The organism is Pseudomonas sp. NPDC089530 (assembly GCF_050280705.1).
GTDB lineage: Bacteria > Pseudomonadota > Gammaproteobacteria > Pseudomonadales > Pseudomonadaceae > Aquipseudomonas.
Map to the genome: position 1 here is coordinate 13,371 of NZ_JBNNVU010000015.1, position 20,508 is coordinate 33,878.

21 protein-coding genes are annotated in these 20,508 nt (G+C 63.5%); 13 read left to right on the plus strand and 8 right to left on the minus strand.

Features of this window, described 5'->3' with window-relative positions; translation table 11 throughout:
• Window positions 1-6 precede the first annotated feature (6 nt).
• Complete coding sequence (locus ACQKQA_RS08560) at window positions 7-594, minus strand: sigma-E factor negative regulatory protein (RefSeq protein ID WP_427555500.1); 588 nt, start codon at window positions 592-594, stop codon at window positions 7-9.
• 31 nt (window positions 595-625) lie between these two features.
• Complete coding sequence (rpoE, locus tag ACQKQA_RS08565; RefSeq protein ID WP_427555503.1) at window positions 626-1,207, minus strand: RNA polymerase sigma factor RpoE; 582 nt, start codon at window positions 1,205-1,207, stop codon at window positions 626-628.
• 570 nt (window positions 1,208-1,777) lie between these two features.
• Between rpoE and nadB the strand changes: the two genes are divergently transcribed.
• Window positions 1,778-3,394, plus strand: a complete 1,617-nt coding sequence (nadB, locus tag ACQKQA_RS08570; protein ID WP_427555506.1) for an L-aspartate oxidase — start codon at window positions 1,778-1,780, stop codon at window positions 3,392-3,394.
• Here the strand turns inward: nadB and ACQKQA_RS08575 are convergent.
• The gene (locus tag ACQKQA_RS08575; protein WP_427555509.1) at window positions 3,363-3,815 is read right to left on the minus strand and encodes a protein YgfX; all 453 of its coding nucleotides are present in this window, start codon (window positions 3,813-3,815) and stop codon (window positions 3,363-3,365) included. The genes nadB and ACQKQA_RS08575 overlap by 32 nt on opposite strands.
• Window positions 3,799-4,053 (minus strand): succinate dehydrogenase assembly factor 2, encoded by a 255-nt coding sequence (locus tag ACQKQA_RS08580; RefSeq protein WP_427555512.1) that lies wholly within the window; start codon window positions 4,051-4,053, stop codon window positions 3,799-3,801. Before ACQKQA_RS08580 ends, ACQKQA_RS08575 begins: the two co-directional genes overlap by 17 nt.
• Window positions 4,054-4,202: 149 nt before the next feature.
• Here ACQKQA_RS08580 and ACQKQA_RS08585 point away from each other — a divergent pair, with 149 nt between their 5' ends.
• Window positions 4,203-5,144, plus strand: a complete 942-nt coding sequence (locus ACQKQA_RS08585; RefSeq protein ID WP_427555514.1) for a YgfZ/GcvT domain-containing protein — start codon at window positions 4,203-4,205, stop codon at window positions 5,142-5,144.
• 36 nt (window positions 5,145-5,180) lie between these two features.
• Complete coding sequence (locus tag ACQKQA_RS08590; protein WP_427555517.1) at window positions 5,181-6,002, plus strand: HDOD domain-containing protein; 822 nt, start codon at window positions 5,181-5,183, stop codon at window positions 6,000-6,002.
• A 25-nt stretch (window positions 6,003-6,027) separates the two neighbouring features.
• Here ACQKQA_RS08590 and ACQKQA_RS08595 read toward each other — a convergent pair whose 3' ends face one another.
• Window positions 6,028-7,413, minus strand: a complete 1,386-nt coding sequence (locus ACQKQA_RS08595) for a sensor histidine kinase (protein WP_427555520.1) — start codon at window positions 7,411-7,413, stop codon at window positions 6,028-6,030.
• Window positions 7,406-8,077 (minus strand): response regulator, encoded by a 672-nt coding sequence (locus ACQKQA_RS08600; protein ID WP_009042580.1) that lies wholly within the window; start codon window positions 8,075-8,077, stop codon window positions 7,406-7,408. Before ACQKQA_RS08600 ends, ACQKQA_RS08595 begins: the two co-directional genes overlap by 8 nt.
• A gap of 236 nt (window positions 8,078-8,313) precedes the next feature.
• Here ACQKQA_RS08600 and ACQKQA_RS08605 point away from each other — a divergent pair, with 236 nt between their 5' ends.
• The 5 genes from ACQKQA_RS08605 to ACQKQA_RS08625 all read left to right on the plus strand — a co-directional run bounded on the left by ACQKQA_RS08605 (window position 8,314) and on the right by ACQKQA_RS08625 (window position 13,738).
• Complete coding sequence (locus ACQKQA_RS08605) at window positions 8,314-9,606, plus strand: OprD family porin (RefSeq protein ID WP_427555524.1); 1,293 nt, start codon at window positions 8,314-8,316, stop codon at window positions 9,604-9,606.
• Window positions 9,607-9,690: 84 nt separating this feature from the next.
• The gene (locus tag ACQKQA_RS08610; RefSeq protein ID WP_427555527.1) at window positions 9,691-10,677 is read left to right on the plus strand and encodes a Bug family tripartite tricarboxylate transporter substrate binding protein; all 987 of its coding nucleotides are present in this window, start codon (window positions 9,691-9,693) and stop codon (window positions 10,675-10,677) included.
• A 56-nt stretch (window positions 10,678-10,733) separates the two neighbouring features.
• Window positions 10,734-11,192: a tripartite tricarboxylate transporter TctB family protein gene (locus ACQKQA_RS08615; protein WP_427555529.1), complete on the plus strand. Its 459-nt coding sequence runs from the start codon at window positions 10,734-10,736 to the stop codon at window positions 11,190-11,192.
• A 1-nt stretch (window position 11,193) separates the two neighbouring features.
• A complete protein-coding gene (locus ACQKQA_RS08620; protein ID WP_427555532.1) occupies window positions 11,194-12,708 on the plus strand; it encodes a tripartite tricarboxylate transporter permease in 1,515 nt (504 codons plus the stop codon).
• Window positions 12,701-13,738 (plus strand): AbrB family transcriptional regulator, encoded by a 1,038-nt coding sequence (locus tag ACQKQA_RS08625; RefSeq protein WP_427555534.1) that lies wholly within the window; start codon window positions 12,701-12,703, stop codon window positions 13,736-13,738. The genes ACQKQA_RS08620 and ACQKQA_RS08625 overlap by 8 nt, the downstream gene beginning before the upstream one ends.
• A 95-nt stretch (window positions 13,739-13,833) precedes the next feature.
• Here ACQKQA_RS08625 and ung read toward each other — a convergent pair whose 3' ends face one another.
• A complete protein-coding gene (ung, locus tag ACQKQA_RS08630; RefSeq protein WP_427555536.1) occupies window positions 13,834-14,526 on the minus strand; it encodes a uracil-DNA glycosylase in 693 nt (230 codons plus the stop codon).
• Window positions 14,527-14,657: 131 nt separating this feature from the next.
• Here ung and ACQKQA_RS08635 point away from each other — a divergent pair, with 131 nt between their 5' ends.
• Window positions 14,658-15,770, plus strand: a complete 1,113-nt coding sequence (locus tag ACQKQA_RS08635; RefSeq protein WP_427555538.1) for an enoyl-CoA hydratase/isomerase family protein — start codon at window positions 14,658-14,660, stop codon at window positions 15,768-15,770.
• A gap of 54 nt (window positions 15,771-15,824) precedes the next feature.
• On the opposite strand, the gene ACQKQA_RS08640 is transcribed toward ACQKQA_RS08635, so the two are convergent.
• Window positions 15,825-16,280, minus strand: coding sequence for a hypothetical protein (locus tag ACQKQA_RS08640; protein WP_427555541.1), 456 nt, complete (start codon window positions 16,278-16,280; stop codon window positions 15,825-15,827).
• Window positions 16,281-16,687: 407 nt separating this feature from the next.
• On the opposite strand from ACQKQA_RS08640, the gene ACQKQA_RS08645 reads away from it, so the two are divergent.
• The 4 genes from ACQKQA_RS08645 (at window position 16,688) to ACQKQA_RS08660 (ending at window position 20,363) form a co-directional block, all read left to right on the plus strand.
• On the plus strand, window positions 16,688-18,175 hold the full coding sequence (locus tag ACQKQA_RS08645; RefSeq protein WP_427555544.1) for a sensor domain-containing diguanylate cyclase: 1,488 nt from the start codon (window positions 16,688-16,690) through the stop codon (window positions 18,173-18,175).
• A 7-nt stretch (window positions 18,176-18,182) separates the two neighbouring features.
• Window positions 18,183-18,401 carry a cysteine-rich CWC family protein gene (locus tag ACQKQA_RS08650; RefSeq protein WP_427555546.1) on the plus strand — a complete coding sequence of 73 codons (219 nt, stop codon included), beginning with the start codon at window positions 18,183-18,185 and terminating at the stop codon, window positions 18,399-18,401.
• 32 nt (window positions 18,402-18,433) lie between these two features.
• On the plus strand, window positions 18,434-19,126 hold the full coding sequence (locus ACQKQA_RS08655) for a pseudouridine synthase (RefSeq protein WP_427555550.1): 693 nt from the start codon (window positions 18,434-18,436) through the stop codon (window positions 19,124-19,126).
• A gap of 352 nt (window positions 19,127-19,478) precedes the next feature.
• On the plus strand, window positions 19,479-20,363 hold the full coding sequence (locus ACQKQA_RS08660; RefSeq protein ID WP_427555552.1) for an alpha/beta fold hydrolase: 885 nt from the start codon (window positions 19,479-19,481) through the stop codon (window positions 20,361-20,363).
• Window positions 20,364-20,508: the final 145 nt, after the last annotated feature.

The following is a 20,508-nucleotide window of genomic DNA, read 5'->3' on the forward strand; positions in this document are numbered from 1 at the left end:
TCCTCCTTAACGGTTTTCCAGGCTCGCCGCACGAGCATAAGGCAGAGCGCTTTCCGTGCCCTTCAGTGCAGCTTGTTGAGCATGCTGACGCAAGTAGCTTGGCAGACGCTGATCGTGCCAGCCTGGCTGACCTTGCAATACACCATTGGCCATAGGACCCGTGGCTTCCGAACTCTCATTGTAGCCGGCCAATACAGCTGGGCCTTTTACTTGAGGAGCAGCCAGGGTTGGCTGGTTCGATTGCTGTGCCAGCTCGACGCCAGCGATCTCGTCCTGATTGTACAGACGAACCCCCGCCAACACGGCAACGGTCACCGATGCGGCAACGGCCAGGCGACCCAGGCTGCGCCATGGGCTACGAGCAGGTTTGGCCGGTACAGCTTCGTCAGCCAGCGCAGCAGAAACGGCCGCGGCGATATCCAGACGCGGAAGCAGCAACTCTTTGTGCATGGCCGCACGGGCAATCTGGTAACGGGCCCAGGTCTCGCGGGTTTCCACTTCGTCGACGGCATTCAATACCCGACGCAATTCCAGTTCGTCCGCTTCGTTATCCATCACCGCGGACAGCGATTCCTGCAGGGCTTCACGACTCATGGCGGTTCCTCTCTTGGCTGTCGCCGCTGTCTCAGGTTTCCTGCAACAACGGCTGCAGGGCTTTATCGATGGCCTCCCGGGCGCGGAAAATCCGGGAGCGCACGGTACCCACCGGACACTGCATGACGCTCGCAATGTCCTCGTAACTCAGACCATCGAATTCACGTAAAGTTAAAGCCGTACGCAAATCTTCCGGCAGTTGCTGAATGGTTCGATGGACGGTGCCTTCGATCTCATCCCGCAGCAATACACGCTCCGGCGATTCGAGATCCTTGAGGCCATGATCGCCATCGTAGAACTCCGCATCCTCGGAACTGACATCGCTATCCGGCGGCCGGCGGCCGCGTGAAACCAGATAGTTCTTCGCCGTGTTGATGGCGATACGGTACAGCCACGTATAAAACGCACTGTCGCCGCGGAAATTACCAAGCGCGCGGTAAGCCTTGATAAAGGCTTCCTGTGCAACATCCTGGGCTTCATGGGTGTCGTGCACGAAACGCACGATCAACCCGAGAATTTTGTGCTGGTATTTCAGCACTAGCAGATCGAACGCTCGCTTGTCGCCACGCTGAACGCGCTCGACCAGCTGCTGATCCTCTTCCTGGGTTAGCATGAACACTCCTCGATAAGCTCGGAGAAGGCTTGCATAACTAAACGATCAGGCTTGCAAACATAGACTCGGGCTTTTCGCAAAAGTTCTCCCCCTCCAAGCAAGTTTCCTGCGGGCTCTGACTTTGGCACGCACGAAAAACGCAGCACGGGCGAGGCCGGCTGCGCGAATAATCCTGTCGTCGAATCGAGCTGCATGACTGCGACACAAATCATGCATGAAACCGACGCTGTCCCTTCTGTCAGGCAACCTTCTATTGAGTTTGGGGCCGTACCAAAAGTTCCCAATCTTTATAGTCGTGCAGAGCGAACATTGTGTAACCATGAAGAGAAAAAGGTCGCTACATCTTCGATACAGTCGCCAGTTCGCCGACTTGACGGATAAATCGAAGCATCCGCCACGGCCTCGGAAAACCGCCTTTCCCGCACCCATAATTTCATAATGCCACGAAGGCCCGGCTATTGTGCCGATCCCCCCCTCTATATACTAGTGGGCTGCATGGCTGCCTTGACTCGCCGATCCAGGCGTCTCGCGCCAACCCCGACCCGGGTCGCTTTTGAGCGGAATCTCCACATGAGCCAACAGTTTCAACACGATGTTCTGGTGATTGGCAGCGGCGCTGCCGGTTTGAGCCTGGCGCTGACCTTACCCGGCCATCTGCGCATTGCCATATTGAGCAAGGGCGACCTCGCCAATGGCTCGACCTATTGGGCTCAGGGTGGCGTCGCGGCTGTGCTGGACGACACCGACACCGTCGAATCCCACGTCGACGACACCCTCAATGCCGGGGGCGGCCTGTGCCATGAAGAGGCGGTACGGTTTACCGTCGAGCATAGCCGCGAGGCGATTCAATGGCTGATCGATCAAGGCGTCCCCTTCACCCGGGACGAACAATCGGGCAATGACGACGGCGGTTTCGAGTTTCACCTGACCCGAGAAGGCGGCCACAGTCATCGCCGCATCATCCATGCCGCCGACGCCACCGGCGCGGCCATCTTCAAGACCTTGCTGAATCAGGCCCGGCAGCGCTCGAATATCGAACTGCTGGACCAACGGGTCGCCGTCGACCTGATCACCGAAAAGCGCCTCGGCCTGGAGGGCGATCGCTGCCTGGGCGCCTATGTGCTCAATCGCGCCACCGGCGAAGTCGATACCTACGGCGCTCGCTTCGTCATCCTCGCTTCCGGCGGCGCCGCCAAGGTCTACCTCTATACCAGCAACCCCGATGGCGCCTGTGGCGATGGCATCGCCATGGCCTGGCGTTCGGGGTGCCGGGTGGCCAACCTGGAGTTCAATCAGTTCCACCCGACCTGCCTCTACCATCCCCAGGCCAAAAGTTTCCTGATCACCGAAGCCCTGCGTGGCGAAGGCGCCCTGCTGAAGCTGCCCAACGGCGAACGCTTCATGCCACGTTTCGACCCGCGGGCCGAACTGGCGCCCCGGGATATCGTCGCCCGGGCCATCGACCATGAAATGAAGCGCCTGGGTATCGACTGCGTGTACCTGGACATCAGCCACAAGCCGGAAGCCTTCATCAAGAGCCACTTCCCGACCGTGTACGAGCGCTGCCTGGAATTTTCCATCGACATCACCAAGCAGCCGATCCCGGTGGTACCGGCCGCGCACTACACCTGCGGCGGGGTAATGGTCGACCAGCAGGGCCGCACCGACGTGCCAGGCCTGTATGCCATCGGCGAAACCAGCTTCACCGGCCTGCACGGCGCCAACCGCATGGCCAGCAACTCGCTGCTGGAGTGCTTCGTCTACGCCCGTTCCGCGGCCGCCGACATCCTCCAGCAACTGCCGCAGATCGCCATCCCGATCGCCCTGCCTGCCTGGGACGCCAGCCAGGTCACCGACTCCGACGAGGACGTGATCATTGCGCACAACTGGGACGAACTACGGCGATTCATGTGGGACTATGTGGGTATCGTGCGCACCAACAAGCGCCTGCAACGGGCTGAGCACCGGGTGCGCCTACTGCTGGACGAAATCGATGAGTTCTACAGCAACTACAAGGTCAGCCGCGACCTGATCGAGCTGCGCAACCTGGCCCAGGTGGCCGAACTGATGATTCGTTCCGCCATGGAACGCAAGGAAAGCCGGGGCCTGCATTACACCCTCGACTACCCGGACCTGCTGCCCGAAGCCCTGGACACTATCCTGGTGCCGCCCACCTACGGCGGCTGAACTTGAGCCGCACGCGCAGGCGCCGATGCACATCGGCCGCCTGCGCATCCCGCGGCACGCAGACCGACCTCACCCAGCGCTCACCCGGCAGGCGAAAACGCAGCACCACCAGCATGGGCAAGGCCAGGCTGTCAGGGCGCAGCTGCACCGGCTGCCAGCCCTGCCCGGCGCGCCATAGCTGCCAGCCATCGGCATCGCGACGCAGACCACTGAAGGCCGAAGGGTGACTCAGCAGAATCTGCCGTGGCAGCGCCCAGGCGCCGTGGCCCAGGCACACCAGCCCCCCGAGCAGACGAGCCCAGGGCGGAATGTCGAGCATCAGCAAGGCGCCCAGGGCGAACAACTGGGCCAGGAGATAGGCCGCCAGCAAATGCCTGGAAGGCTGCCAGCGGCATTCGAAGGTGTTACTTGGGCTGAACACGGTCCAGGATCATGCGCACCATGCGCTGCAGCTCGGGATCCGAGGATTCGGAGCGTTCCATGAACCAGCCGAACATGTCCTGATCTTCGCATTCGAGCAGCCTGACGTAGCAGGCGCGATCGACAGCGTTCAAGTGCGGATAGACTTCCTTCACGAATGGCACCAGCAACACGTCCAGTTCCAGCATGCCGCGGCGGCTGTGCCAGTAGAGACGGTTCAGTTCAACATCTTCGACCATGGAGCGCTCCTCAAATAGAGCGCAAGTATACAGCCCGGCGGTCCCCAGAACAGTCGGCTTTGGTCGCGCACCACCCATCCTTTGTGAACTACCCATTTCGAGGGCGTCACCTTATGATGTTCGCCAGACTTTTTACCCTGCGATGACCCATGGCTGATTCCGCTTTTTTCTGCGCCCTGTCCCACGAAGGCGTTCTCGCCGTTCGCGGCCCCGATGCCGGCAAGTTCCTTCAGGGCCAGCTGACCTGCAACCTCAATTACCTCAGCGACAGCCAATCCAGCCTGGGTGCCCGTTGCACCCAGAAAGGCCGCATGCAATCGAGTTTTCGCATCCTGCTCGAAGGCGACGGCTGCCTGCTGGCCATGGCCACCGAGCTGCTGGAGCCGCAACTGGCGGACCTGAAAAAATACGCGGTGTTCTCCAAGGCCAAGCTCGGCGACGAAACTGCCCTGTGGGCGCGCTTCGGTCTGAGCCACGCCAATGCGCTGCTGACCGGCCTGGGCCTGGAACTGCCGGCGGAAGATGGCGCCGTCGCGCGTAACGACGGCCTGATCGCCATTCGCGTTTCAGCGGATCGGGCCGAACTCTGGGTAGCGGCAGACCGGGCTGAAAGCCTGCACCGGACGCTGGCCGCGCAACTGCCCGAAGGCGACCTCAACCAGTGGCTGCTGGGCCAGATCCGCGCCGGCATCGGCCAGGTCATGCCGCAGACCCGCGAGCTGTTCATTCCGCAAATGCTCAATCTGCAGGCCATCGGCGGCGTCAGCTTCAAGAAAGGCTGCTACACCGGCCAGGAAATCGTCGCGCGCATGCAATACCTGGGCAAACTCAAACGTCGCCTCTACCGTGTGGCCCTGGACGCCGATGAGCTGCCGGAACCCGGCACCGCGCTGTTCTCCCCGACCCACGGCAGTTCCATCGGCGAGGTGGTGATCGCCGCCCGGGCCGAACAGAACATTGAACTCCTGGCCGTACTGCAAGCCGAAGCAGTGGAGGATGGCAACCTCCATCTTGGCGCGCTCGAAGGTCCCGGGCTGCAGCTGCTGGACCTGCCTTACCAGCTGGATCGCGATCGGGAAATCCAGCGCTGAGCGCAGCAACTTCCTGCAATACCCTAGAGAACAGAAATGAGTGAGCTGGCGGATAAGGTCCAACAGGATTTGGTTGAGGCCATCGATAACGATGACCTGGTTCTGCCAACGTTACCGGAAGTGGCCATGCAGATTCGCCGGGCCGCTGAAGATCCGGAAATCAGTGTCAGCACCCTGAGTAAAGTGATTGGCCGCGATACGGCGCTGTCGGCGCGACTGATCAAAGTGGTCAACAGCCCGCTGCTGCGCGCCACCCAGGAAGTCACCGACCTGCATACCGCGATTACCCGGCTGGGCGTCAACTACAGCAGCAACCTGGCCATCGGCCTGGTCATGGAGCAGATTTTCCATGCCCGCTCGGAGGTGGTGGCGCAGAAAATGCACGACGTCTGGCGCAAAAGCCTGGAAGTGGCCGGGGTCAGCTATGCCCTGTGCCGCAGCCACACCCAGTTGAAACCCGATCAGGCGGCCCTCGGCGGGCTGGTGCATCAGATCGGCGTGCTGCCGATCCTGACCTACGCGGAAGATCACTATGAGCTGCTGTCCGACCCCGTCAGCCTCAACCATGTGATCGAGCGCATCCACCCGTTGCTGGGGGACAAGCTGCTGCAGGTCTGGGAGTTTCCAGAACAACTGGCCAAATTGCCGGGGCAGTACCTGGACTTCAAGCGCCAGTCCGACAGCCTGGATTACGTCGACCTGGTGCAGGTCGCAACCCTCTACTGCCACAAGGACAGCGATCACCCACTGGCAAGAATCGACGCCCTCAGCGTGCCGGCTTTCAAAAAGCTCGGCATCGACCCTGAAAACAAGGTGATGTGCGGCGATCTGGCCGAATCGCAGTCGATGTTCTACTGAACACCCTCGCCTGCGCGGCCAGCCGCTAACCCGCGTTGAAACTCACCCGCACCTTCAGCCCTGCCTGCGCACCGTCGTGCAGGCTGATCTGCGCCAGGTGGGCGCGGCAGATTTCGCCGACGATCGCCAGGCCCAGGCCGGAACCGGCGACATGGGGGTTGCGCCGATAGAAGCGCTCGAATACCCGGTCGCGGTCCTCCAGGGGAATACCCGGACCGTCGTCCTCCACTTCCAGTACCGCCGGGGCACTGACCCGCAGGATCACGTTGCCCCCCGGTTTGGTGTGGGCCAGGGCGTTGTCCACCAGGTTGCTCAACAGTTCGTTCAAGAGCGTCGGTTCGCCCCGTAGCCAGACCGGTTCGTCCGCTTCCAGGGCCAGGGCGATGCCCCGGGCGTGGGCCAATGGCGCCATGGCCATGCCCAATTCACGGGCCAGCTGGCTGAGATCGAGCAACTGCGCCCCGCCCTCGGCAATCGCCCGGGCACCGTTTTCGATCCGCGCCAGGGACAGCAACTGATTGGCCAGGTGGGTCAGGCGGTCGGTGCCCTGGGCAGCGCTTTCCAGCGTGGTGCGCCAGGTCTCGGGCTCAGAGGAACGCAGTCCCAGTTCCAGACGCGCCTTGAGCGCCGCCAGCGGGGTACGCAGTTCGTGAGCGGCATCGGCGATGAACTGCGCCTGACGCTCGAACTGCCCGCGCAGACGCTCGGTGAAGTGATTGAGCGCCCGCACCAACGGCCACAGCTCGCGCTGCACCTCGACCAGCGGCAATGGCCGCAAGTCGTCTGGCTGACGCTCTTCCACCGCGCCACGCAGACGCTCCAGCGGACGCAGCGCGGCACTGACCGCGAACCACACCAGCAACAAGGCACCGATGGCCAGCATCCCCAGGCGCAGCAAGGTGTCGGCCATCAGGCTGCGCGCCATGCTGACCCGCGCCTCGTCGGTCTCGGCCACGCGGATCTCCGCCATGCCGTTCATGTTCGGCTCGCTGACCGCCTTGAGCAGGCTCACCACCCGCACGTTCTGCCCCTGGTAGGTGGCGTCGTAGAAGCGCGCCAATGCCGGATAATCGTCGGTGCGCGGCGTGCCCGGCGGCGGGCCGGGAAGGTTTTCGTAACCGGAAATCAGCTGCTGGTGGATGTCGTTGACCTGGTAATAGATCCGCCCGGCACTGTCGTAGGCGAAGGTATCGAGGGCGACATAGGGCACATTGGCGCTGAGGCTGCCGTCGCGCTGGGACAAGCCGGCGGCGATGGTCCGGGCCGAGGCCAGCAGGGTCCGGTCGTAAGCGGTGTCCGCCGCCTCGCGGCCGTTCCAGTAGGCGCTCAGGCCGCTGGCCAGCATCAGTACCACCAGCAGCAGCGCCAGGTTCCACAGCAGGCGCCAGCGCAGACTGCTGGGCCTATGCATCGCGGCTTTCCAGCAGGTAGCCGAGGCCGCGGAAGGTCACGATGGCCACCGGCTGGCCGTCGAGCTTCTTGCGCAAGCGATGGACATAGATCTCGATAGCGTCCGGGCTGGCCTCTTCGTCCAGGCCGAACACCTGGGACGCCAGTTGCTCCTTGCTCATGACCCGCCCCGGCCGGGCGATCAGTGCCTCGAGCACCGCCTGCTCGCGGGAGGTCAGGGTCAGCAGCTCTTCACCGAGGGTGAAGCGCCGGGTATCCAGGTCGTAGGCCAGCACGCCGCAGCGCTGCACCCGCTCGCCGCCGAGCACGCTGCGCCGCAGCAGGGCCTTGACCCGCGCTTCCAACTCGGTCAGTTCGAAAGGCTTGGCCAGGTAGTCGTCCGCCCCCAGGTTAAGACCGTGGACCCGGTCCTTCACATCGCTGCGCGCGGTCAGCATCAGCACCGGCAGGTTCTTGCCCCGGGCGCGCAGGCGCGCCAGCACCTCGAAACCATCCAGGCGCGGCAGGCCCACATCGAGGATCGCCATGGCGTAGTCCTCGCTGCCCAGGGCCAGGTCCGCGGCGACGCCATCGTGCAGCACATCCACGGTCAAACCGGTGCTCTTGAGCGCCTGGGCGACACTTTCAGCCAGCTGCAGATGGTCTTCGACGAGAAGCACGCGCATGGATTTCCTACCTCGTTCAGGGATCGACGGCACTTTTTAGTGCCGCGGAGTTTACCGCCGTGACCGCCGCTGTGAAGCCCGAAAACCGTGAAAGTCTGCTGAAAGGTTAGCGAAAGGTTGTCCCTTTAGAGTCCTGTTACGGATTGTTTCGACTTCCGTGGCTGCCTCCCGGTAGCGCCCCGAAAAACGCCTCGAAGCGTTTTCGCCAATAAGAACAATAAACGGAGTACAACACGATGCTGTCCATGCAGCCTCAGGCCCGCCAGCCTGTTCGTTTTTCCCGTCTGAGCCACACCGCCCTCGCCAGTGCCGCCGCCCTCGCCGGCTTCTCGCCGATCAGCCAGGCCGCCTTCTTCGAAGACAGCAGCGCCACCCTCGAAACCCGCAACATGTACTTCAATCGCGACTTCCGCAGCGGCACCAGTGCCCAGCAATCCAAGCGCGACGAATGGGCCCAGGGCTTCATGCTCAACCTGCAATCGGGCTACACCGACGGCACCGTGGGCTTCGGCGTCGACGCCCTGGGCATGCTCGGCATCAAGCTCGACTCCAGCCCCGACCGCACCGGCACCGGCCTGCTGCCGACCCACGACAACGGGCGCGCCGCCGACGAGTACTCCAAACTCGGCCTGACCGGCAAAGTGAAGGTCTCCGCCACCGAACTGAAGATCGGCAGCCTGATCCCCGAACTGCCGATCCTCAAGCCCAACGACGGGCGCATCCTGCCGCAGACCTTCGAGGGCGGCCTGCTGACCTCCAAGGAAATCAAGAACCTGACCTTCACCGGCGGCCGCCTGGAGAAAGCCAAGGATCGCGACAGCACCGACTTCGAGGACATCGCCCTCAACAACAAGAACAGCCGCTTCGCCGGCACCGTCGCCGGCAAGCACTTCGACTTCGGCGGCCTGGACTACAAGTTCACCGACAAGATCACCGGCAGCTACCACTTCGCCCAGCTCGCCGAGGTCTACAACCAGCACTTCTTCGGCCTGCTCACGTCCCAGGCGCTGGGCCCGGGCACCTTCGCCAGCGACCTGCGCTTCGCCGTCAGCGACGACCAAGGCCAGGCCCGTGGCGGCAAGATCGACAACAAATCCCTCAACGGCCTGGTGAGCTACGCCCTGAACGGGCATAAACTCAGCGCCGGCTATCAGCACATGTCCGGCGACAGTGCTTTCCCCTATGTCGACGGGGCCGACCCGTACCTGGTCAACTTCGTGCAGATCAACGACTTCGCTGGCGCCGAAGAACGCTCCTGGCAAGCCCGCTACGACTATGACTTCGGCAAGCTCGGCATCCCCGGCCTGACCTTCATGACCCGCTACCTGAGCGGTGACAACATCGCCCTGAAAAACGGCGACACCGGCAAGGAATGGGAACGCAACACCGAGATCAAGTACGTGGTGCAAAGCGGCACCTTCAAGGACGTCGCGGTGCGCCTGCGCAACGCCACCTACCGCTCCAACTATTCGGCGCGCGACGCGGATGAAGTGCGCCTGCTGGTGAGCTACAGCCTGGCGCTCTGGTAACCGATCGGTGGACCTTCGCGGGCGCGGATGCCCGCCGGAGGTCCAGGCATGCAATACACAACAACAACTCCTGTGGAGACAAGCATGAACCCATCACTGCGTAAATTGGCCCTCGCCGCCGGCTGTGTGCTGTTCGCCGGTCAACTGTTCGCTGCCAGCGCCGAACCCAAGCGCCCGGAATGCATCGCCCCGGCCTCCCCCGGCGGCGGTTTCGACCTGACCTGCAAACTGGCGCAAAGCGCGCTGGTCAACGAAAAGTTGCTGACCAAACCGATGCGCGTGACCTACATGCCCGGCGGCGTCGGCGCCGTGGCCTACAACGCCGTGGTGGCCCAGCGTCCGGCCGACGCCGGCACGCTGGTGGCCTGGTCCAGCGGTTCGCTGCTGAACCTGGCCCAGGGCAAGTTCGGCCGTTTCGATGAAAGCGCGGTGCGCTGGCTGGCCGCGGTCGGCACCAGCTACGGCGCCATCGCGGTGAAGAGCGACTCCCCGTACAAGACCCTCGACGACCTGGTCAAGGCGCTGAAAAAAGACCCGAGCTCGGTGGTGATCGGCTCCGGCGGCACCGTCGGCAGCCAGGACTGGATGCAGACCGCGCTGATCGCCAAGGCCGCCGGGATCAACCCGCGCGACCTGCGCTACGTGGCCCTGGAAGGCGGCGGCGAAATCGCCACCGCGCTGCTGGGCGGGCATATCCAGGTCGGCAGTACCGACATCTCCGACTCCATGCCGCACATCCAGAGCGGCGACATGCGCCTGCTGGCGGTGTTTGCCGAAAAACGCCTCGACGAACCGGAAATGAAGGACATCCCCACCGCCAAGGAGCAGGGCTACGACATCGTCTGGCCAGTGGTGCGCGGCTTCTACCTCGGGCCGAAAGTCAGCGACGAAGACTACGCCTGGTGGAAAGCGGCCTTCGACAAGCTGCTGGCTTCCGAGGAGTTCGCCAAGCTGCGCGACCAGCGCGAGCTCTTCCCCTTCGCCATGACCGGCCCGGAACTGGACGCCTACGTGAAGAAACAGGTGGCCGACTACAAGACCCTGGCCCGAGAGTTCGGCCTGATCCAGTAATCGCCCCTGTCTAGTGGTCCTGCCCCTATCGCGGGGGCGGGGCCCAGGAGTCTCTCATGCTCGTACAACGCATTTTCGCCTCGGTGCTGCTGCTGGCGTGCGTCGGCCTGATGCTGATGGCCTGGCCGTACCAGGCACCGTTTTCCTACGAACCGATCGGACCGCGTGCCTTTCCCCTGCTGATGCTGGGGCTGATGGGCCTGGCGCTGGTCTACATGCTGTTCCGTCCCTCGCCCATCAAGCACAGCGAAGACGAACCGCCGCTGGACCGCGAGACCCTCAACAAGATCGGCCGCTGCGTGCTGTTGCTGCTGGTCTTCGCCGGTCTCTTCGAACCCCTGGGCTTCATTCTCAGCAGCATCCTGATCGGCATTCCGATGGCGCGCCTGTACGGCGGACGCTGGCTGCCAAGCGCCGTCATCATCGGCTTGATGAGCATCGGCCTGTACCTGCTGTTCGACAAAGTCATGGACGTTCCGCTGCCCCTGGGCTTGCTCGACGTTCTGGAGAACTGAAATGGATACTCTCGGTTACTTGAGCCACGGTTTCGGCGTCGCCCTGACCCCGTACAACCTGGTCACCGCCCTCAGCGGCACCCTGATCGGCACTATCGTCGGCCTGCTGCCAGGGCTCGGGCCGATCAACGGGGTCGCGCTGCTGATCCCGATCGCCTTCGCCCTCGGCCTGCCGCCGGAATCGGCGCTGATCCTGCTGGCGGCGGTGTACCTGGGTTGCGAATACGGCGGCCGGATCAGCTCGATCCTGCTGAACATCCCCGGTGAAGCCTCCACCGTGATGACCACCCTCGACGGCTACCCGATGGCCCGCCAGGGGCTGGCCGGGGTGGCCCTGTCGCTGTCGGCCTGGAGCTCGTTCATCGGTGCCCTGATCGCCACCTGCGGCATGGTGGTGTTCGCACCGATCCTGGCGAAATGGGCGATCGCCTTCGGCCCGGCGGAATACTTCGTGCTGATGGTGTTCGCCATTGTCTGCCTCGGCGGCATGGCCGGCGACAGGCCGATCAAGACCTTTATCGCGGCGCTGATCGGGCTGTTCCTGTCGACCGTCGGCATCGACGCCAACAGCGGCGTGTACCGCTTCACCGGGGATAACATCCACCTCACCGACGGCATTCAGTTCGTAGTGCTGGTGCTGGGCCTGTTCTCCGTCAGCGAAATCCTGTTGCTGCTGGAAAAGACCCACCGCGGCCAGGAAGCCTTCAAGGCCACCGGGCGGATGCTGTTCAACTTCAAGGAAGCCGCCTCGGTGTTCGTGGTGAACCTGCGCTGCGGCGTGCTGGGTTTTGTCATGGGCGTACTGCCCGGTGCCGGTGCCACCCTGGCCAGCGCCGTGGCCTACATGACCGAGAAACGCATCGCCGGCCCCAGCGGTAAATTCGGCCAGGGCGACAAGCGTGGCCTCGCCGCCCCGGAAACCGCCATCGGTGCCGAGGCCTGCGGCGCGCTGGTGCCGATGCTGACCCTCGGCGTTCCGGGTTCGGGCACCACCGCAGTGATGATCGGCGCCCTGTCGCTGTACAACATCACCCCGGGCCCGCTGCTGTTCCAGCAACAGCCGGATATCGTCTGGGGCCTGATCGCTTCGTTGTTCATCGCCAACGTCATGCTGGTGATCCTCAACATCCCGATGATCCGCGTCTTCACCCGCATCCTCGCCGTGCCGAACTGGGCCCTGGTGCCGATGATCGCGATCATCACCGCGATCGGCGTCTACGCGGTGCACGCCACCACCTTCGACCTGTTCCTGATGGTCGGCATCGGCATCTTCGGCTACATCCTGCGCAAGCTGGATTTCCCGCTGTCGCCGGTGCTGCTGGGCTTCATTCTCGGCGGGCTGATGGAGCAGAACCTGCGGCGCGCCCTGTCGATCTCCAACGGTGCACTGGACATCCTCTGGTCCAGCTCGATCACCCTCGGGGTCTGGGCTCTGGTCGCCGTCATGCTCCTGGTACCGCTGCTGCGCATCTGGCGCAAGCGCTCGGCCCCGCAACGCACCGTGGCCGATGTCTGAGGTCACCTTCAAACAGTGGTGGGGCACGCCCCTGGTCGGCCTGGTTGGCGGTTACCTCGCCAGCCAGGTCGGCTGGCCGCTGCCGTGGATGGTCGGCTCGTTGCTGGCGATCATCCTGGTGCGCTGCCTGACGCCCTGGCAACTGGCGGAAATCCCCGGCGGCCGCAAATGTGGGCAATGGGTAGTCGGCATCGGTATCGGCCTGCACTTCACCCCACTGGTGATGGAGCAGGTCATGGGCCACTTCGGCCTGATCTTCTTCGGCGCGCTGGTCACCAGCCTGTCCAGCGTGGTCGGGGTCTGGCTGCTGCGGCGCACCGGCGAGGACCGGGCCACCGCGTTCTTCTCCAGCATGCCGGGCGGCTCCGGCGAGATGGTCAACCTCGGCGCCCGCAACGGCGCGGTGCTCAGCCGGGTCGCGGCCGGACAGAGCCTGCGGGTGCTGGTGGTGGTCCTGTGTGTACCGGCGGCCTTCAAGTACCTGCTCGGTGAAGGCGTGCCGCAATTGCATCCGGCCAGCGTCGATTGGCGCTGGCTGGCCCTGTTGTTTCCGGCGGGCGCCCTGCTCGCCTGGATCTGGCAGCGTCTGCGCCAGCCCAACCCCTGGCTGTTCGGGCCGCTGCTGGTCAGCGCCGCGGTCAGTATCGGCTGGGACCTGCAGATTGGCCTGCCGGACGGCGGCAGCCAGATCGGCCAGTGGCTGATCGGCAGCGGCCTGGGCTGCCACTTCAATCGCCAGTTCTTCCGCCGCGCCCCATCGTTCATGGGCCGCACCTTGATCGGCACGGCGCTGACCATGCTGATCGCCAGCCTCGCGGCCGTGGCCCTGAGCGCCCTGACCCACCTGGACCTGCGTTCGCTGACGTTGGGCATGATGCCCGGCGGCATCGCGGAAATGAGCCTGACGGCCGAGACCCTGCAACTGTCGGTGCCGCTGGTGACGGCGATGCAAGTGATGCGTTTGCTGTTCGTGCTGTTTCTGGCCGAGCCGTTGTTCCGGCGTTGGAACCGACCAGCGGATTCGGTCTGATCGACCGAGGTGCCTTTATCGCGGGCAAGCCTCGCTCCTGCAACGCGTGCTTCTGTAGGAGCGAGGCTTGCCCGCGATAGGGCCTCAACACCCTCTCAGACTGGCGGCAAGCGCCATTCGATCGGCGCTTCGCCGTTCTGCTCGAGGTACTTGTTGGCGCGGCTGAAATGCCCGCAGCCGATAAAGCCGCGATAAGCCGACAGGGGCGACGGGTGGACCGAGGTCAGCACCAGGTGCTTGGTGGTGTCGATCAGCTTCTGCTTGCTCTGGGCATGGGAACCCCACAGCAGGAACACCAGGTGCGGCTGGTGCTGGCTCACCACTTCGATGATCCGGTCGGTGAAGTACTGCCAGCCCTTCCCTGCGTGGGACGCGGCGTTGGCCCGCTGCACGGTCATGGTGGTGTTGAGCATCAGCACGCCCTGGTCGGCCCAGCTCTGCAGGTAACCGTGGTTGGGGATGTCGATGTTCAGGTCGCGCTTGAGCTCTTTATAAATGTTCACCAAAGACGGCGGCGCCGGTACGCCCGGCTGCACCGAGAAGCACAAGCCGTGGGCCTGGCCCGGACCGTGGTAAGGGTCCTGGCCGAGGATCACCACCTTGACCTTGTCCAGCGGTGTCGAATTCAGCGCATTGAAGATCAGCGGGCCCGGCGGGTAGATCTCCTTGCCGGCGGCATATTCCTGGCGCAGGAACTCGCGCAACTCCGCCATGTAAGGCTGATCGAATTCGGCACGCAGGGCCTGCTTCCAGCTCGGTTCGAGTTTGATACGGTCGTCAGCGGTCATGGTTGCACCCGGAAAAATCAATGGGCGCACCCTAGGAAAGCCCACCACGCTTGTCAATTGATCTGACGCAGAACCAGCACTTTCGCCTACAACGATCATACTGAACGCTCAAATTCCCGATCGAGGTCACGATGAATCTGCACTTCGAAGAACTCACCGGCACCGACGGCGCGCGCATCGGTATCGCCAGCCTGGATGCCGAACCCTCCCTCAATGCCCTGTCCCTGCCGATGATCCACCTGCTGAGCGACCGGCTGGCAGCCTGGGCCAAGGACCCGCAGGTGGTCTGCGTGCTGTTGCGCGGCAAGGGCGCCAAGGCCTTTTGCGCCGGCGGCGAAGTGCGCAGCCTGGTCCAGGCCTGCCTGGAGCACCGCGGCGAAGTGCCACCGCTGGCCGCGCAGTTCTTCGCCGCGGAATACCGTCTCGACTACCACCTGCACACCTACCCGAAACCGCTGATCTGCTGGGGCCACGGCTATGTGCTCGGCGGCGGCATGGGCCTGCTGCAGGGCGCCAGCATCCGCATCGTCACGCCGAGCACCCGCCTGGCGATGCCGGAGATCAGCATCGGCCTGTACCCGGATGTCGGCGCCAGTTGGTTCCTCTCGCGCCTGCCGGGCAAGCTCGGGCTGTTCCTCGGCCTGACCGGCGCCCATATGAACGGCCGCGACGCCATCGACCTGGACCTGGCCGACCGCTTCCTGCGGGACGACCAGCAAGAAGCGCTGATCGACGGGCTGTTGCAACTCAACTGGCAGGAACAGACATCGATGCAGCTCAACAGCCTGCTCAAGGCCCTGCAGCAGGAGGCCCTGGAGTACATGCCCGAGGCCCAGTGGCTGCCACGGCGCCAGCGGATCGACGAGTGGCTGGATGTCAGCGACGTACGCGGTGCCTGGCGGGCCATCAGCCAGTTGCACGATCACCCGGATACCCTGCTGGCCCGAGCGGCGAAGACCCTCAACGCGGGCTGCCCGCTGACCGCCTGCCTGGTCTGGGAACAGATCCGCCGGGCCCGGTACCTGTCCCTGGCGCAGGTGTTTCAGATGGAATACACCCTGAGCCTGAACTGCTGCCGGCATCCGGAATTCAGTGAAGGGGTGCGGGCACGCCTGATCGACAAGGACCACAAACCCCACTGGCACTGGCCAGACATCAACAGCGTCCCCGATGCCGTGGTGGAGGCGCATTTCCACAAGGCCTGGGAAGGCCGTCACCCCTTGGCGGACCTGTCGGAGTTCTGAAGCAACGACATGAAAAAGCGGCGCTCCAGGCGCCGCTTGTGGGTGGTCCGCCAATCAGCGGTCGTTACGGTCACGGCGGTGATCGTCGTGCCCGCGATCGCCCCCGTCTCGACCGCCACGCCAGCCATCATGGTCACGGCGACCGTCGTAGCGCCGATCATCGTTGCCCCAGCCCTGGCGATGGCCGTCCCAGCCACGGGTCTGCGGCGCCGTCTGATAGTAACGCGGTGCCATCTGGTACTGATGCTGGTAGTACTTGGGCTCGTAGTACCTGGGTTGATAGGACTTGGGCTGGTAGTAGCGAGGCGTTGGTTGATAGTAGCGAGGCGCTGGCTGGTAATAACGCGGTGCGTAGTAATAGCCGCGCCCGGAAGAATAGTAGGAGCCGCCGTAGTAGACCGGCGCCGGTGTCGTATAGACCTCAGAGCTGTAGTAACCGTCCTCGTAGTAGGGAACGCAGGCAGAAAGAGCCAGCCCCAGGAACGCAGTGAGCAGAATTCGACGATACATGGCGGCCTCCTGGACCGCAGAAGAGCCATGCCAGCGACGCTGGCCGGCGGCAGCCAAGGATGTTCTGGCTGACGAAATATCTGACCGCGAAAACCCGTTCCGGTGCGTTTTCTGTTACACCTTGATACAAGTCGCCACGAGGGATTTTGGATCCATGAAAGGCCCGTATTCAAAGGTCTCCAGCCCATCGAGGGTCGATCGGCCACGCCCCCTGCAGAGGGTTGGGCGACGGCAAATCCGCAGGCGGAATGCAGCCGGTAAATGCCCCTCTTTCACCCGCCGATCGCCAGGGACAGCGGTCATGAAAAGCCTGCCTCGGGCGCCGTATCGTTCCTGGGTAAATGACGCAGCTATTCAGCGGCGCCGACACTAGAATGCTTGCAACGGGTCACTGCCACGGAGTCGCCATGCCGCTGAGTTCCCCCCTGTATTCGCGACGCTCGTTGCTCGTCACGCTCATCGCACTGCTGGGCTGCGGTTTCCTGGCCACCTCGTTTCTCAGCTATTACGTCTCGCGCACCTCGATCCGCGACAACATCGTCAACACCGAACTGCCGCTGACCTCCGACACCGTGTATTCGGAGATCCAGAAAGACCTGGTACGGCCGATCCTGATTTCCTCGATGATGGCCCGCGATACCTTCATGCGCGACTGGGTGGTGGGCGGCGAACGCGACCCCGGGCAGATGACCCGTTACCTCAACGAGGTGATGACCCACTACGGCGCCTACACCGCCTTCTTCGTCTCCAACAGCACCCTGACCTACTACCACGCCACGGGCGTGCTGAGAAAAATCGCCCCCGATACCCCCCGCGACGTCTGGTATTTCCGCGTACGCGACATGGCCGCCCCGTACGAGATCAATGTCGATCCGGACCAGGCCAACCAGAACAACCTGACGTTTTTCATCAACTACAAAGTCTACGACTACCAGAACAACTTCATCGGCGTCGCCGGTGTCGGCCTGAGCGTGGACGCGGTGGTCAAGCTGATCGACCGCTACCAGCAGCGTTATCAGCGCAGTGTGTATTTCGTCGACACCCAGGGCCGGATCGTCCTCACCGGGGCCGAAGGCGGCCCGCAGGGCGCCCGGGTCGGCCAGCCGGTGCGCGAACTGGCCACCCTGCACGACCTGGAGGCCAGGCTGGCCGAGCCCCACAGCGGCGACTACGAATACGGCGACCGGGGCCAGCGGCACTTTCTCAACGTGCGCTTCATTCCCGAGCTGAACTGGTACCTGTTCGTCGACAAGCGCGAAGACAGCGCCCTGGGCGACATCCGCCGCTCGCTGTACCTCAACCTGCTGATCTGCCTGGTCATCACCCTGATCGTGCTGGTCCTGCTCAATCGCGTGATCGGGCGCTACCAGCGCAGGATCGAAGCCCAGGCCACCCTCGACAGCCTCACCGGCCTGCCCAACCGCCGCGGCTTCGACCTGCTGGCGGCCCAGGCCATGCACGAGGCCCTGCGTGAACCCGAGCCGCTGACCGCCCTGCTGCTGGACCTGGACCACTTCAAGCGCCTCAACGACACCCATGGCCACCTCGCCGGCGACCAGGTGCTGAGCGGGTTCGCCCGGCACCTGCAGAGCTGCCTGCGGCAGTCCGATATCGTTTGCCGTTGGGGCGGCGAAGAGTTCATCGTGCTGCTCAAGGACACCGACAGCGCCACGGCGCTGAAGATTGCCGAGAAGATCCGCCTGCTGATCGAACGACAACGCTATGCCTATGAAGACAAGACCCTGCACTTGACCGTCAGCATCGGCCTGACCACGCTGCAGGCCGACGACACCTTGCACAGCCTGCTGTCACGGGCCGACCATGCGCTGTATCGTGCCAAGCAGACCGGGCGTAACCGGACCTGCGTGGAAATGCCCCACTCCAGCCATGAATGATCCGACCATGAACAGCCCCAACCTCTGCCCCGCCTGCGGCGCCCGCAACGACTGCACCCTGGCCGACCCGCGCACCGCCGACCGGGCCTGCTGGTGCTATGGCGTGAGCATCGACCCGGCGGTGCTCCAGGCCCTGCCGCCGGAACTGCGCGATCGCTCCTGCCTGTGCCCGCGCTGCGCCCAGGTCGAGGCGCAACTGCAAGCGGCCGCCCGGCCGATCCCGTAAGATGCGCGGCCTTTGCCCGACTGCCGATAGCCATGCGCGTTGACCGCTTCCTCAGTAACCTGCCCCGTTTCAACCGTCAGCAGGTACGCCTGTTGCTGGTGCAGAAGCGCATCCGTATCGATGGCCAGGTGGTCGGCGACCCCCATGCCGAGGTCCGGGAATTCAGCCGGGTCGAGCTCGACGACGAAGTGCTGCAGGCCGGCAAGCCGCCGCGTTATTTCATGCTGCACAAACCCATGGGTTGCGTCAGCGCCACCCGCGATCCCGAACACCGCACGGTGCTCGATCTGCTGGACGAACCGGACAAGCACGAACTGCATATCGCCGGACGCCTGGACTACAACACCACCGGCCTGCTGATCCTCACCAACGACGGCAGCTGGTCGCGGCGCCTGACCCAGCCGCGGACCAAGCTGCCGAAGCGCTACTACGTCGAGACCGAACGGGACATCGGCCCGGAATACGCCGAGACCTTCGCCCGGGGGCTGTATTTCGCCTTCGAGGACCTCACCACCCTGCCCGCCGAGTTGCAGGTTCTCGGCCCGCGGTGCGCGCGGCTGAGCATCGTCGAAGGGCGTTATCACCAGGTCAAGCGCATGTTCGGCCACTTCGACAACAAGGTGCTGCGCCTGCACCGCGAACGCATGGGGCCGCTGACCCTCGATGCAAACCTGGCGCCCGGCGAGTACCGGCCGCTGAGCGATGAAGAAATCCACTGGATCTGAGCGCCGACAATTTCGGTAGCCGCTGTAAGCCATCGACGACTCCATGACCATTCAGCCGAAGTTGTAGAACAATTTACCAACGGCACTTGCGAGACAGCCGACTCCCTGCTTGAATCAGTCCGTCGGCCGAAATGTGACCGATGAGTCACGAACATACTTCTAAGAAATCTTTTGCCGTTCGAGCCTCCTGTGCTCATTCCTGCATTCCGGCAAATCGCCCGCCTATAACAACACCCGTCGACCAGCTGTCACGGATCGACATGGGCCAAAAGATTCCAGGCATATGCCTACCTGTCACAAATCTCGTGCACCCTCGGATGCGCGCATACCCGCTTGCCAGGAGTCTTATGACATGAGGCCAGAAATCGCTGTGCTGGATATACAAGGTCAGTATCGGGTTTACACGGAGTTCTATCGCGCAGATGCCGCAGAAAAGACCATCATCCTGGTCAACGGCTCGCTGGCTACCACTGCGTCATTTGCCCAGACCGTGAAAAACCTGCACCCGCAATTCAATGTGGTGCTCTACGACCAGCCTTACGCCGGTCGTTCGAAAGCCCACAACAAGCACGAGAAAATGCTCACCAAGGAGATCGAGGGGCAAATCCTGCTGGAGCTGATCGACCACTTCGCCGCCGAGCACGTGATGTCCTTTTCCTGGGGCAGCGCGCCGACACTGATCGCCCTGGCGCACCGCCCGCGGCGTATCGAAAAGGCGGTGATCAGTTCGTTCTCGCCGGTGATCAACGAGCCGATGCGCGACTACCTGGAACGCGGCGTCGGTTACCTCGGCAACCTGGACCGCCAACGGGTCGGGCACCTGGTCAACGAGACCATCGGCAAGCACCTGCCGTCGTTGTTCAAGCGCTTCAACTATCGCCACGTCAGCAGCCTGGCCGAACACGAATACGGGCAGATGCACTTCCACATCAGCCATGTGCTCAACAGCGATCGGCAGTGCTACATCAAAGCGGCGAAGAACATCGACGTACCGGTGCTGTTCATGAACGGTGAATGGGACGAATACACCTGCGCCAACGACGCCAAGCTGTTCGGCAACCATGTGCGGCATTCGACCTTCACCACCATCCAGGCCGCCGGGCACTTCCTCGACATGGAACACAAGGCCGCCTGCCGGGACAGCCGCAACGCGCTGCTGGGTTTTCTCAAGCCGACCCAGCATGAAAGCCGCCCGCGTTATCACTACCTGCAAGGCCTTCATGCGCTGGCTATCTGAAGTGACGTCATCGCGAGCAAACCGCTCCCTGCCACAGGAGCGCGCTAGCTCGCGACAGACAGTCGGGCGTTCTTCGCCCTGTCACCGCGTTGACGGAGTGGGCGCCTGCCTGCCCCTTCGCCGACCCGCAAATGCAGACCCGGCA